The organism is Pantoea agglomerans NBRC 102470 (assembly GCF_001598475.1).
GTDB classification, from domain to species: Bacteria; Pseudomonadota; Gammaproteobacteria; order Enterobacterales; family Enterobacteriaceae; genus Pantoea; species Pantoea agglomerans.
Map to the genome: position 1 here is coordinate 109,680 of NZ_BCZA01000010.1, position 14,103 is coordinate 123,782.

Here is a 14,103-nt window from a genome sequence, read left to right on the forward strand (position 1 = left end):
ATCGCCGGGTGTTGTTTTAACGTGAGCCGCGCTGCATCAACAGACTTAACGCGGCGGGCAGCACCGTGAGCGTTACCAGCGTACCGCTGATCAGACCGCCAATAATCGCCAGTGCCATGGGCCCCCAGAAAACCTGATGGGCGATGGGGATCATGCCGAGTATTGCCGCACAGGCAGTCAGCAGAATGGGACGTGCACGGTGATGGGCAGCCTGCCGGATTGCCTCACCCGCGGACAGTCCGGCCCGGCTATTCGCATCGACTTCACTGATCATGATTACCGCGTTGCGGATGATGATTCCCGCCAGGGCAATAATCCCCAGCAGCGCCACGAACCCCAGCGGTGTGCCAGCCGGCAGCATTGCGGATACGATGCCGGGCAGGCCAAACGGTGCCATGCTCAGCGCCAGCAGCATGCCGGAGAAGCGTTGCAGCTGAATCATCAGCAAGACCAGCATGACGCAGATTGTTACCGGCAGCAGAGCAAACACTGAACCGTTGCCTTTGTCCGATTCGGCCGCCACGCCACCTTCTTCAATACCGTATCCGGCCGGCAGCGAGGCGCGCAGGGCGGCGACGGCTGGTGCGAGCTGCTGCGAGACCTGTTCAGCCCGCTGACCGGGCGCAATATCGGTCTGTACGGTGATGTAAGCCAGCCGCTGACGTCGCCATATCACCGGGTCATCCACTCCCCAGTTCAGGGTTGCCACCTGTCGCAGCGGGATTTTCTGTCCGCTGGCATTGGTGATCATCAATCCTGCCAGTGTGTCAGTGTCCTGCCGCTCCGGGTCATTGCTGCGCAGCACGACGTCGATCAGGCGGTTACGATCGCGCAGGGTGGTCACCACGCTGCCGGACATCAGAGTATTCAGCGCGGTGGCTATCGTTTCGGAAGAGAGTCCGGCTGCGCGGGCTGCGGTCTGGTTCACCGCCAGCGTCATGACCCGTTCTGGCTCTCCGGCGGTAAGATTGACCTCGCGTGTCAGCGATGAGCGGGCGATCAGCGCCGCCAGCCGATCGGCCGCCTGACGCACCCTGGCATTATCCGGGCCGGTGATGCGATATTTCAGCGGCCAGCCGACCGGTGGCCCCAGCTCCAGCGGCGATACCCGGGTAGTGATATCACTGAAATCCACCGCCAGCTTCTGCTCCAGCCTGCTGCGCAGCCGATCGCGTGCCGCCAGATCTTTCGCCACCACCACCAGCTGCGCGATGTTTTCATTATCCAGCAGCACATCCATCGGCAGATAAAAGCGTATTGCGCCCGAGCCAACGTAGCTGGTGTAGTTCGCCACATCCCGATCGTTGCGCAGCATCTGTTCCAGCTGTGCGGTTCGGCGGGTGGTTTCAGCCTGGGCTGCACTGGCGGGAAGCGTCAGGCTGACCAGCAGCTCGGGGCGATCCGATGCAGGGAAAAACTCACCCTGCATAAAAGTGGTGGCGTAAAGGCTGACCAGCAGCACCGCCATCGCTGTGCCAATCGTCACCAGCCGGTGACGCAGAATCACCTCCAGCAGCCGGTGATAGCTGCGCGTCAGCACGCCCGGCGGCTTATCGGCCTTGATGTGCCTGGCCGACAGCAGCCAGCAGCCGGTGAGCGGAGAGAAGATGACCGCGACGACCCACGAGCAGAGCAGCGCCAGGGCGATCACCACAAACAATGAGTAGCAATACTCTCCGGCACTGGAGGCGGCGAACCCGACCGGAATGAACCCGGCGATCATTACCAGCGTACCGGTCAGCATCGGAAAGGCGGTGGTTTTAAAAGCATAGGTGGCGGCCTGCCACTTGCTGTCGCCCGCTTCCAGTCGCGCCACCATTGCCTCGACGGTGATCATGGCATCATCCACCAGCAGCCCCAGCGCGATGATTAGCGCGCCAAGCGAGATGCGCTGGAGTCCGATGCCTGCCATTAACATGCCGGTAAAGGTCATTGCCAGTACCAGCGGGATCGCCGCCGCAACGACCAGACCGGCACGCAGTCCCAGCGAGACAAAGGAGACGGCTAACACGATGACGACTGCTTCGCCCAGTATCCGGACAAAGCCGCTGACCGCGTTTTTCACCACGGAAGACTGGTCGGCCACGCGGGTCATAGTAATACCGTGCGGTAACTGACTGGCCAGCATCTGCATGCGCTGACTGAGCTGCTGACCGAAATCGAGCATGTTGCCGCTGCCGGCCATGGAGATCGCCAGCCCGATAGCCGGAACGCCGTTAACTCTAAACGTCGGCGCCGGAGGTTCGGCAGGTTGCAGGCTGATGGTGGCCAGATCGGTCAGCGGAATAAAACGCTCACCGATATGCAGGGTAATCGCCCGCAGATTTTCAACCGAAGTCAGGGTGCCGCTGACCCGCAGCGCAATATTCTCGCGGTCGGTACGCAGGCTGCCCGCCGGGACGACATCGTTCTGAGCTTTAATGGCGTCGCTGACCTGCTGTAAATCGAGCCCCATGCCGTTCAGCTTGCGCGGCGAAAAGGCGATAACCACCTGCTGCTCCTGTACACCTAACAGGCTGGTTTTACCGATGTCGGGCAGACTGGCCAGATTGCGACGCAGGTTATCGACCCGGTCGCGTAGCTCTCTGGCGGTAAAACCCTCCGCCGTGAAGCCATAAATGGTGCCGAAGGTGTCATCAAATTCGTCGTTAACGGCCGGACCCTGCACGCCCTGCGGCAGTGAAGGGGCAACATCCTGCATCTTTTTACGCAGCTGGTACCAGATGCCGGCCACCTGAGAGGGCGGCGTGTCATCGCGCAGGTTGACATAGATGACGGTTTGTCCGGCCCGGGTTTCGCTCTCAACCGCATCCAGCGACGGGATCTCCTGCACTTTCTGTTCCAGTACGTCAGTGAGCAGTTGCACCGTGGTGTTCACATCAGCGCCTGGCCATTGGGCTGATATTACGGCGGTTTTGATAGTAAACGCCGGGTCTTCATTGCGTGACAGATGTTCATAGCTCAGCACACCCGCCGCCATGACCAGCAGCATGAAAAAGATCACCAGTTGCTGATGCGCCAGCGCCCAGCCGGAGAGGTTAAAGCCAGACGTTTTTTTCATGGAGCCTCCTGCGAAAGCGCCACTTTTTCGCCAGGTTGCAGGGTGCTGACTCCGGCGGTGACGACGCGCTCTCCCGGCTTGATCCCGGCAGTGACGAAGATTTGCTGCGCGTTAAAGCGGGCCAGCACTACCGGACGAAGCTGCAGGCGTGACGCCGCATCAACGACCAGCAGCGCGGGTTTGTCTGCGGAGCGGGTCAGGGCGCTGGCGGGCAGGGCGATGACCGGCGGCTGCGCATCGGGAAGGGTGACAATGACTGTGGCACCGGGTGCCATCGCCTCAGGCGGCTGATTCAGTGAGATGCGCAGCCGCCATGTGCGGGTCTGTGGATCGGCCTGCGGGCTGATGTCACGCACTGTGCCACTGGCCTGCACGCCGGGATCGGCGAGCAGCGTCACTTTCAGCGGTGTCCGATCATCAGGATGCAGCAGCGCAGGCGTTGTCAGGTCAAACACCGCATCGCGTGCATCCCCTGCTGCCAGCGTCATCACATTTTGTCCGGCGCTGACCACCTGACCTGGCTGAACCGTGATGGCGGTGATCCGGCCTGCTGCAGGCGCAGTCAGCTGAGTCCAGCTGAGGTTATCCTGGGCATTTTTCAGAGCCGCTTCGCTGCTGAGACGGCGGGACTGTGCGCTCTGCCAGTCCGCCTGGGCGCTGTCCAGCTGGCTGCGGGCGATGGCCCCTCCGGGCATCAGCAGCCGCATCCGATGCAGGTTAAGCGCGGCGACCCGTTCGGCGGCGCGTGCGCTGTCGAGATCGGCCCGTGCGCTGCTTAGCTGATTGCGTGACTGATCATTTTCCAGCGCTGCCAGCGATTGCCCGGCGCTGACGCGATCGCCCAGCTCAACCGCACGGCTCACCACCCGGCCATCCAGTCTGAAGGCTAGCGCGACCTCTTCATGAGCGCGGATTTCGCCAGTCAGCACCAGCGATGCATCACTGCTGAGCGGTGGAGCAATCACCGATTTAACCGGGCGGAGCGGGGCGGCAGGCGGAGCAGAACTATTGTCCCGGCAACCGGTCATGATGAATACCCCGAGCAGCACGAAGATGATCGGCGCAAAGATGTGAATACCGAAGAGATGACGCCACACCTGGCGGGCAGCATCCGATAAGAAGTCTGTCATAACCGGGTTCCTTTAATGAGTTGTGCTCATTGAACCCGGCATGTGTCCAGAAACGTTCCATGAACCATCAAGAAATGGTCAAGCCAGAACAATTTATCTCGCCGGCAGCGTTATCCCGATCAGCAGACCGCCGTCGGCGGGCAGTGTGGCGTGAAGCGACCCGCCGTGCGCCTCGACGATCGCTTTGGCGATCGACAGTCCCAGACCGCTGCCGCCGGAGTGGCGGGCGCGTGAGGAGTCAGCGCGGGTAAAGCGGTCAAACAATTGCGGCAGGAAGTCCGGCTCCACACCCTGACCGTAATCGCGGAAGGTCATTGTGATCGCCTGATCGTTCCTGCTGGCGGTGATCAGCAACGCGCCACCGTCGGCAGCGTAGCGCATTGCATTCTCACAGATGATGGTCACTACCTGGCCCAGCCGGAAGGTATCGGCATACAGCCGCAGATCGTTGGGTGATGTCACGCTGATGGCAATCCCCGCCTGTTCTGCCTGCGGCAGAAGCCAGCCGGAGCGCTCGCGCAGTAACTCGCTGAGATTAAACCACTCGTGGTTCAGGGTAAGCTGCCCGGCATCCGCCAGTGACAAGAGATGCAGTTCGTCTGTCAGGCGACTGAGCTGCATCAGTTGCTTCATGATCATCGCCAGCTGTTGCGGTTCGGCAGGAAAGACGCCATCCAGAATGCCCTGCAGGCGGCCCATTGCGGCCGTCAGTGGCGAGCGAAGTTCATGCGCCATCGCTACATGCGAGGTGCGCAGCTCACGCTCGTAACGCGCCAGCTGCTGCGTCATCTGATTAAAATCTTCGGTAAAGCGCACCAGCTCCTGTGGCGCTTCTTTCACCACCGCCGCCGTTCGGCCAAATTCCCCTTTCGATACCGCTCGCGCTGCGGTCGCTAGCTGGCTGAACTGCGCCGACAGCGGACGGGCGAAACGCAGCGCCATCACCACCATAAACGGGATCATGACCACCACCAGCACGAATACGGTCAGCCAGTCCGACGAGGCCAGCGAGGGATCCGAGAAGTTGATACCCCACCACTGGTCGATAATCTGATGAAAGCGTGCCGGATCGCTGGCAGGGTGGTGGCGCAGCTGGGTGAACTCCTCCAGCAGCGCGGGCGGCATCCGGTAATAGACCCAGTACGCCTGCACTGCGAAGCGCAGCCACATACAGATGGCGATGAGTACCACGCTGCCAATCGCCAGAAACAGCACCCGGATGCAGATCCAGCGCCACAGTGAGGTATGCGTATCGTTCTTCATGGCTGTCTGAACCGGTAACCGACGCTGCGAACCGCCGGTAAGACATCTGAAATGCCCGCGGCTTCCAGTTTGCGACGCAGGTTATAGACGTGGGTATCGACCACCCGCTCAAGCGCATCGCTTTCCGGCAGACAGTGCTCCAGCAGAAACAGGCGGGTAAACGGACGCGTCGGAGCGCGCATCAGGGTGACCAACAGGGAAAATTCGGTCGGTGTCAGATCGAGGCGGCGCGGTGAAGCACTGTCGCTATCGACCACTGCGGTGAGCGCCACCGGGTCCACCACTAAACCCGCCCAGCGCAGGGTTTCTGCCGCGGGTACCTGACTCTGCTGGCTACGGCGCAGTACTGCCTGAACGCGCGCCACCACTTCGCCCGGATGATAGGGTTTGACCACGTAGTCATCCGCGCCATAGCGCAGTGCGCCGATGCGGTCCGGCGCATCACCCATCGCGGTTACCATGATCACCGGGGTATCGTCACGACGTCGCAGCGCTGCCAGCACTTCAGTGCCGTTCATGCCGGGCAGCATGATATCCAGCAGGATCAGATCGGGCTGCCAGCGTCTGGCGGCATCCAGCCCGCCTGGCCCATCACCGGCAATCATGACCTCATAATTTTCACGTTTCAGGTAGGCCTCAAGTACGCCCGCCGCATCAGCATCATCTTCAATAATCAGTACACGTTTTGACTGCATTTTCGGATCACCTTGACTGTTTCTTCATAAATCCCTGGTCGTTAATTGACACTCGCCTCGCATACTCCGGCCATTGACGCGGCTCTGAACCCCTCAGCTCCGCACCTGATGTGATAATGAGGAAACGTGATGATAACCGGAAAAATAACGCTGCACATGGTCTGTTTTTCGCTGGGATTCAGTGCCGCGACTGCCATGGCTGATGAGACTACGCCGCCGCCAAGCGTCACGCTGGGCATTGCAGGTATCAATGCACCACGCTATAGCGGCGCCGATAAGCAGCACTGGCAGCTGATGCCGGTGATCCAGGCACGCGACGGGGCCTTCTTTTTAGACTCACAGAAAGGCATTGGCTATGACCTGCAGGCAGATAATGGACTGTATCTGGAACATACGCTGGGCTACGGGCTGGGCCGTTCTGACCAGAATTCATCCTGGCGAGATGGGGATGACCGGCTCAGAGGCATGGGGAACATCGACGCAACGATGAACACCGCGCTGGCGCTGGGATGGTCGGTAACGCCGTGGCTGGTGCTGGAGGGCAAAGCGACGCTGCCATTAAGTGATAGTCAGGGTGTGCAGTACCGGACTTCCGTAACCCTGATCCCCTGGCAGACCAGTGACGATACCGTGGCACTGCAGGTGGCGGGACTGTTTGGCGACGGGCGTTATATGAATACCTGGTATGGCGTTAACAGCAAGCAAAGTGCGCGCAGCGGATTTGAACGGTACGACGCCGCGGGTGGATTTTATGGCACCGATACCAGCCTGACCTGGAGCCATCAGTTCACACCCGCCTGGGCGGCCAGTGTGATCGGTGACTACAGCTGGCTGGATAAGCATGCTTCAGATAGCCCCATCGTTGCACGGCACAACGGCGCATCGGCCACCCTGGCATTGAGCTACACCTTCTGAATGGCACCATGAAGAAAAGTGAGATGCGCAGCCACCGCCTTTTGCTTGCGGCACTGATTCTGTTGTATGTCGTGGTCTATACCCTGACAGGCGTGGCGCTTAGCCTGTTGGATGCGCCGGGACGGGGATAGGGAGCGAGCGGTATAAACAGCGTGATCAGGCTGCTTATGCCGTGACTTAAATAGAAAATTAACTTTTCGTAAAGCGGTTCAGACATTAATGGTCAGCGTTAGAAGTTTCGGGTACATCCGGAGGTTTTAATTATCGCTATATAAATTGATTAAGGTTGTTAATTTAGAACGCGTCGTAATCCATCTTGCTAATAAATTTTTTAAAAGACTATGGGTGTAGTTAATCTATATAGACTGGGCAAGGTTTAAATATTATAAATTAAAATCTGATCCATTAAGATAGCCTCTTCGCTGTGGTAGCAGCGCATGGAATTTACAGGGGCTGAACTGATGAAAAATAAAAAAAGTGCTACACCTCATGATGCTACTTTTCGACAGTTTCTTACGCATCCGGATGTTGCCAGAGATTTTATGCAGATCCACCTTCCGGAGAAATTGCTTAAAATCTGCGATCTCACCACACTGAAGCTTGAGTCCGGATCATTTGTTGAAGACGATTTGCGTCAATACTTCAGTGACGTTTTGTACAGTCTCAGAACCTCAACCGGTGACGGATATATTCATGTTCTGATTGAACACCAATCCACCCCTGACAGGCATATGGCATTCCGCCTGATACGTTATGCGGTAGCCGCTATGCAGCGCCACCTTGAAGCTGGCCATAAAAAACTGCCTTTAGTCATACCTGTACTGTTCTATACCGGTAAGCGCACTCCCTATCCGTGGTCGACCCGCTGGTTCGACGAATTTGATGATCCGGTAGTGGCGGAAAGCCTTTATAGAGGCGCCTTCCCGCTGGTGGACATTACGGTCATCCCGGATGATGAGATCATGACTCATCGCAGTATGGCCGCCCTGACGCTTTTGCAGAAACATATTCATCAACGCGACATTGCAAGCCTGACTGACCATCTGGTCACGCTACTCATGGCCGATTATCTTTCTTCACCCCAGGTGATGACGCTGATACACTATTTACTGCAGGCTGGTGAGTCAGCTGACTACGAAGCTTTCGTTCGCGAACTGGCACAGCGGGTGCCACAACACGGAGACGCACTGATGACCATCGCACAGCAGCTTGAACAAAAAGGGATCGAAAAAGGTCGCGCAGAAGGTATCGAGCTTGGTGAACGGCGTGGTATTGAGAAAGGTCGTACTGAAGGGCAGCGTGAAGCTACCCTGAAAATTGCGCGCACTATGCTACAAAACGGCCTTGATCGTAAAACTGTCATAGAAATGACCGGCCTGACGTCAGACGATCTGGCGCAAATACGACACTAATATAAACAAGAGTAAACCCGGTCATGACCGGGTTATCGTTTTGAATACCGCACCAGATAAATCATCATAATTATCAGAAAGGTGTAACCTGCATACGTCCTGAACTACAAGCCATTATTTGTCTGGCTGACGCTGCAGGAAATTCCAGGTTGCGCCCAACATGCCGGAGTCGTTGCCGTAGGTCGCGGTATCAATGCGGATATCAAGATCATATTTTGCCAGTTGCTCTGCCAGTTCCTCGAGGAACGGTTCCCGCTCGGTAATTCCACCACCGATAAATATCATCTGCGGATCGAACACGCTGAAGAGGTTATATAAGCAGGCTGCAAGATCCTGGTAGAATTTATTCACCACCTGCTGCGCTGCTTCTTCTTTGCGATCGTATGCGTCAAAGACATCTTTACCTGTGACGTCGTCGGAAGATTTTTCGATGAGCTGGCTGTAATTCTCCCGAAGCGCCGTCATGGTACAACTCTGGCTCATGGTGTGGCGTTCAATATTGCTGCTGGTGGGGCGCGAAGTCAGCAGACAGCCAAACTCGCCCGCGCGGTTACGACCGCCCCGGATCAGCGCGCCGTTGCAGAAGGCCGCTCCGCCTAATCCTGTGCCGATAGTTAACATCAGAAAATCACTGAGTTTTTTTGCTTTGCCCAGCCACTGTTCAGCCAGTAAGGCGCAGTGGGCGTCATTTTCGACCGTGGCAGGCAGTGAGGTTTTTTCCGTCAGCCACTGGCTCAGATGAAACTGGTCGAAGTCCCGAATGGTGCCACCCATGGCGATATATCCAGCTTCTGCATCAATATAACCGGGCGTGCTGACGGCGATGCCAGCACAGCCGGGATTTTTCTCCAGCCAGGCCAGGATCGCATCAAGTATTTTGTCGCGTGAATTATGGGAAATATCAGCACTCTCACTGGTCAGAATATTTCCCTGCTCATCAATCACGCCCATTTTTAAAGAGGTACCACCAATATCGAAAGCTGCAATCTTCATTAACGTTCTCTGAGGTTGTTTTCATCCGATTAATTGTAGTGCTGAAAGAAAAAGGGCAGGAGGTCTGGCGGAGGCAATTTTGTCAGGAAAGGTACAGATTTATAAAGCGAGTGTTGTACAGAGGGTGTTTTGATAAACCCCGGCACACAGGGAACAGCTGTGCATGATTTTTCAGGACGTCCGATGTATTACCCGCGCTGAGAGGGTGTCTGGCAGCGCGGGCTTAATCGTCACTCTGAAGTCATTGCCACTTACGCAACAGGAGACTGGCGTTGACGCCGCCAAAACCAAAACCGTTCGACATGGCATAAGTCAGCGCCGTGGGACGTGCATTGAGCGCCACCAGGTCAAGATTGCCTGCGGCTTCATCGGGATGATGGAGGTTCAGCGTCGGCGGAATAAGCTGCTGCTGCAGCGCCATCAGGGTGAATATCGCCTCAACGCCCCCTGCCGCACCCAGCAGATGGCCGGTGGCGGATTTCGTTGAGGCGATCGCGACCTGCGAATCATCGCCAAACACTGCGCGAATAGCCGCCAGCTCACCGTGATCGCCAACCTGAGTTGAGGTTGCGTGTGCGTTGATATGCTGCACGTCTTCCGGACTAATGCCCGCCTGACGCAGGGCGATTCTCATCGCCCGTGCAGCCCCGCTGCCATCCTCCGGACCCGCGGTTAAATGGTATGCATCGGCGCTGGTGCCATAGCCGACAATCTCCGCCAGCGGTGTCGCGCCGCGTGCTTCGGCATGGGCCAGTGACTCAATCACCAGCAGGCCTGCACCTTCGGCCATCACAAAGCCGTTTCTGTCACGATCAAACGGACGTGAGGCATGGTGCGGCTGATCTTCATAGCCCACACATAGCGCACGTGCAGCCGCGAAACAGCCCAGCGTGACGCGATCAAGCGCCGCTTCTGTGCCGCCACAAATAGCAATGTCCGCTTCACCGCTTCTGATCAACCTGGCTGCATCACCAATTGCCTGAACTCCCGCCGCACAGGCGGTAACGGGCGCACCCAGCGGGCCGGTGAAGCCGTGTTTGATCGAGACATGACCCGCGGCCATGTTGGCCAGAAACGAAGGTGCTGTAAAGGGTGAGAGCCTGCGCGGGCCGCGTGCATCGGTGGTGCGCACCGCGTCGGCAATGGCACCAAAGCCGCCGACGCCTGAAGCAATAATCGTCGCGGTACGTTCACGCGTCGCCTCATCTTCAGGATGCCAGGCTGCCTGATTCAGCGCTTCTTCTGCTGCCAGCAGCGCGAATTCTATAAAGCGCGACATCTTTTTACGCTCTTTCGGCGCAATGAACGCTTCGGGGTCGTAACCTGCCAGCGGATCTTCATCGATGCCCGGCACGCTGCCACCTACTGAAATACCGGTGCCAGCAGTAAGCGTATCGGGAAGGGTACGTATACCTGATTCTCCAGCCGTTAATCGCCGCCAGACGGTTTCAACGCCACAACCCAGTGGCGAAACGATGCCCGCGCCGGTAATGACAATGCGTTGTGATGAGGCTAAGTGACTCATTGGATTACTCCCGTAGAGAGTCCGGACAGTGATTGAAATGCTGCCGCAGACAATGGATACACGCCTTGAGCGCGGAAGGTGAGACCCTGCGTAGAATGGTGCGATGGACGAACGCAGGGATGGAATAGAGCAGAGAGAGATAAGCTTAGCAGCATCAGAATCCTGAGCGATAACCAGACAGAGTGCTATCGTTGCTCTTGTGACTAAATAAGTCAATAGTCACATCATGCGCATTGTTCAGGGCGCAAGGCTACGTAACACCAGCGCTGCCAGTTGTGCAGAGGCTTCTTCAGCGTCATCAAGGCTGTACTGCAGCAGTACCGGACTGGCGTAGGGTTTGATCACCCGATAGATTGCCTCCGCCGCTTCGTCAGCCGGGGTTTTACGCTCAAACTCACCTGCTTCACGCCCCCGGCGCAGGATCTGCTGAATCAGGCTGAGCAGTCGTTCTTCATGCGCCATCGCCGACGGCCAGCGGTCACGCGACGCGACGGCAGCAATATCATAGAGTTTACGTTCGTGAAAAAAGAGTTCAGTGCCGGTGACGGAAAGCGTGCGGAACAGTCGCCGCAGTTGTTCCGATGCTCCAGGCGCATCGGCGATAGCGACTTCGACGTGCTGCATAATCATCGCAAGCCGGGTGGAGCAAATCACTTCGCCAATCGCCTGTTTTGATTCAAAAAATTTGTAGATATACGCTTTGGAAAAGCCGATAGCACGGGCGAGATCGGAGACGGTGGTTTTTTCGTAACCATAATGCGCGAAGTGCTGCATGGCAGCATCGACAATCTGGTCACGCACATTGTGCCCGGCCGGGCCGCGTGTGCCATTTTCCGTTACGGATTGAGTCATTGTCAGAACCTGGCAGATCAAAGGTGGGTGAAAAAATTCAGTGACCACTGTTAAGGGTGGTCACATTTTAGGCCCTGTTGCGATCAAAAGCCATATTTTGAACGGGCTGAATGTATGCTGGTGTTGCTGAGTGCCACCAGCCGGTTATTGGCGTAGCGTATCTATAGAGATATTCCAGTGATTGAGCTTGTTATAGAGCGCCGTGCGAGAAATGCCCAGCAGCTTAGCGGACTGCCGCAGATTACCCCCCTGCGCGCGAAGGGTCTGCAGGATGCAGGCTCGTTCATTATCCTGCAACAGGCTGCTGGCCGCTGGTCTGTTTTCGGCTGCGCGCGTCACCATCGCTGGCGGCAAATCGGCAAGGTCGATGATGCTGCTCTGGCAAAGATTAACGATCCGCTCGACCAGATTTTCCAGCTCGCGCACGTTGCCGGGCCAGTGCCATGCCTGCAGGGCGTTCATTGCTTCAATGCTCACCTGCGGAGGCGTTTTATTCAGCCGCTGACACAGGGCGTGAATGAAGGTATTCACCAGATCAGGAATGTCGCTCTGGCGTTCACGCAGGGCAGGGATGGTCAGGGAGATAACATTGAGGCGATAGAACAGGTCACGGCGGAAAGCACCCTGTTCCACTGCACTGAGCAGATCGCAATGGGTTGCCGCCACGATGCGGACATCCACTTTCAGCGGATGCGCCGCTCCGATGCGCAGCACCTCACTCTCCTGCAGCACGCGCAGCAGGCTGGTCTGTGCCTCCAGTGGCATTTCGCCAATCTCATCCAGAAACAGCGTGCCACCGTCGGCCAGCTCAAATTTACCTGCCGAACCGCCGCGCCGTGAGCCGGTGAACGCGCCATCGACGTAGCCGAATAGCTCACTCTGCACCAGGTCACGCGGCAGTGCGCCGCAGTTAACCGCGACAAAGCACTCATGCGCCCGGCTGCTGGCATTGTGGATCGCCTGAGCAAACAGCTCTTTACCGGTTCCGCTTTCACCGGTCAGCAGAACGGTACTGTCACTGCGACTGCTGGCGCGGGCATCCTGAAGAGCCTTCTGCAGCGTGGGTGCCTGACCACGAATCATCTCAAAGGTATAGCTGGCGCTGACGCCAAGCACACGACGGGTAATGGCACGGATGCGCTGATTTTCCCGCAGCGACAGGATGCGACCGCCATCCGGTGCCGGCATCAGCGAGACCAGGCATGAAACACTGGGTCTGCCATCGGGGCGGAACACCATCTCGCGGTCATTACAGCAGGGCAGTGTGAGCAATGAACCGGACTGGGGCTGAAGCACCTGATCGATCAGGGCGTTGTCGGTATCAATACCGGCAAAGATCTGACGAGCGTAGCGATTCAGGGTTTTGATGCGTCCGTCGCGGTCGCAGACCACAACGCCCTCATTCAGGGTCTCCAGTATCGACTGCTGCTCGGCCAGCAGACGGCGTAAGGTGAGTTGCTGGCCAATTGCCTCTGCGGCAGCCTGCACGGTGCCCAGCGTATGGGCACTGAAATTGTCAGGCGTGGCGGTCAGCGTCAGTACGCCGGTCATACGACCGCTGGCATCACGGATAGGAGCTGCGGCGCACTGCCGGTTACGTTCACGCAGCGCGATTTTCCAGTTTTCTCCGCTGAGTACATAGACCAGCCGCTGCTCGCGCAGGCAGCGCGCGGTGCAGTTGGTGCCGAGTACCTCCTCACGCAGGATGCTGCCGACCGGGGTCAGGTCGCTGCCGCAAAAACTCAGTACGATGCCTTGCGCATCTGTGAGATTGATATGACCATCGGGATTGTAAGCCAGCAGGTTCTCCATCACGCTATGCGCCACAGTAATCAGCTCACTGTTATGACGCAGAACGGCGGCCAGCTCCGTTGGATCGGACGCACTGTACTCAAAAGATACCGGATCAATGCCATGTTCGCGCGAGCGGTTCCATGACTGCAAAATACTGCGGCGGATCCAGCGCGGCTGTTCACCCTGGCTAAATGCCTGCCAGCCCCGGGCAAACCGAGCTTCCCACTGTGCCGCATCACCGCCTTCCGGCAGGCTGAATATGGCATCGCTCTCTTCTTTATTAGGCAGCAAATCATGCAGAGATTGCATTTCACTCTCCCGTGGTCGATGGAATGTCCATTTTAATGACATGTTAAGTTGACATGTAAATTTTATTTTCAATCAGGACGCGCCATCTGCGAGCGCGTTCACATAAAAGCCCGCTTTAAAACTGGCATCCACTTTGCAACGCTGACACTAACTC

11 protein-coding genes are annotated in these 14,103 nt (G+C 57.4%); 3 read left to right on the plus strand and 8 right to left on the minus strand.

Translation table 11 applies throughout. From position 1 onward, the window contains the following. Positions 1-16 precede the first annotated feature (16 nt). The 4 genes from PAG01S_RS18405 to PAG01S_RS18420 form a co-directional block, all read right to left on the minus strand. Entirely contained in the window at positions 17-3,061 is a 3,045-nt protein-coding gene (locus PAG01S_RS18405; RefSeq protein WP_062759540.1) for an efflux RND transporter permease subunit, read from the minus strand. Next, the gene (locus tag PAG01S_RS18410; RefSeq protein WP_010256842.1) at positions 3,058-4,191 is read right to left on the minus strand and encodes an efflux RND transporter periplasmic adaptor subunit; all 1,134 of its coding nucleotides are present in this window, start codon (positions 4,189-4,191) and stop codon (positions 3,058-3,060) included. The genes PAG01S_RS18405 and PAG01S_RS18410 overlap by 4 nt, the downstream gene beginning before the upstream one ends. 93 nt (positions 4,192-4,284) lie before the next feature. Further along, complete coding sequence (locus tag PAG01S_RS18415; RefSeq protein ID WP_062759541.1) at positions 4,285-5,454, minus strand: sensor histidine kinase; 1,170 nt, start codon at positions 5,452-5,454, stop codon at positions 4,285-4,287. Beyond that, a complete protein-coding gene (locus PAG01S_RS18420; RefSeq protein WP_010256840.1) occupies positions 5,451-6,149 on the minus strand; it encodes a response regulator in 699 nt (232 codons plus the stop codon). The genes PAG01S_RS18415 and PAG01S_RS18420 overlap by 4 nt, the downstream gene beginning before the upstream one ends. A 129-nt stretch (positions 6,150-6,278) precedes the next feature. Here PAG01S_RS18420 and PAG01S_RS18425 point away from each other — a divergent pair, with 129 nt between their 5' ends. The 3 genes from PAG01S_RS18425 (at position 6,279) to PAG01S_RS18430 (ending at position 8,476) form a co-directional block, all read left to right on the plus strand. Further along, complete coding sequence (locus PAG01S_RS18425; RefSeq protein ID WP_022624202.1) at positions 6,279-7,064, plus strand: MipA/OmpV family protein; 786 nt, start codon at positions 6,279-6,281, stop codon at positions 7,062-7,064. An 8-nt stretch (positions 7,065-7,072) separates the two neighbouring features. After that, positions 7,073-7,195 (plus strand): hypothetical protein, encoded by a 123-nt coding sequence (locus PAG01S_RS22685; RefSeq protein ID WP_254920079.1) that lies wholly within the window; start codon positions 7,073-7,075, stop codon positions 7,193-7,195. Positions 7,196-7,525: 330 nt separating this feature from the next. After that, positions 7,526-8,476 carry an Rpn family recombination-promoting nuclease/putative transposase gene (locus PAG01S_RS18430; protein ID WP_010671988.1) on the plus strand — a complete coding sequence of 317 codons (951 nt, stop codon included), beginning with the start codon at positions 7,526-7,528 and terminating at the stop codon, positions 8,474-8,476. Positions 8,477-8,590: 114 nt separating this feature from the next. Here the strand turns inward: PAG01S_RS18430 and PAG01S_RS18435 are convergent, their stop codons facing one another. The 4 genes from PAG01S_RS18435 to PAG01S_RS18450 all read right to left on the minus strand — a co-directional run bounded on the left by PAG01S_RS18435 (position 8,591) and on the right by PAG01S_RS18450 (position 13,949). Beyond that, positions 8,591-9,469: an ROK family protein gene (locus PAG01S_RS18435; protein ID WP_062759542.1), complete on the minus strand. Its 879-nt coding sequence runs from the start codon at positions 9,467-9,469 to the stop codon at positions 8,591-8,593. 241 nt (positions 9,470-9,710) lie between these two features. Then, positions 9,711-10,994: a beta-ketoacyl-ACP synthase II gene (gene fabF / locus PAG01S_RS18440; RefSeq protein ID WP_062759543.1), complete on the minus strand. Its 1,284-nt coding sequence runs from the start codon at positions 10,992-10,994 to the stop codon at positions 9,711-9,713. Between the two features lie 237 nt (positions 10,995-11,231). Continuing rightward, positions 11,232-11,846, minus strand: a complete 615-nt coding sequence (locus PAG01S_RS18445; RefSeq protein ID WP_010671991.1) for a TetR/AcrR family transcriptional regulator — start codon at positions 11,844-11,846, stop codon at positions 11,232-11,234. A gap of 144 nt (positions 11,847-11,990) precedes the next feature. Further along, positions 11,991-13,949 (minus strand): sigma-54-dependent Fis family transcriptional regulator, encoded by a 1,959-nt coding sequence (locus tag PAG01S_RS18450; protein ID WP_062759544.1) that lies wholly within the window; start codon positions 13,947-13,949, stop codon positions 11,991-11,993. Between the last annotated feature and the right edge of the window lie 154 nt (positions 13,950-14,103).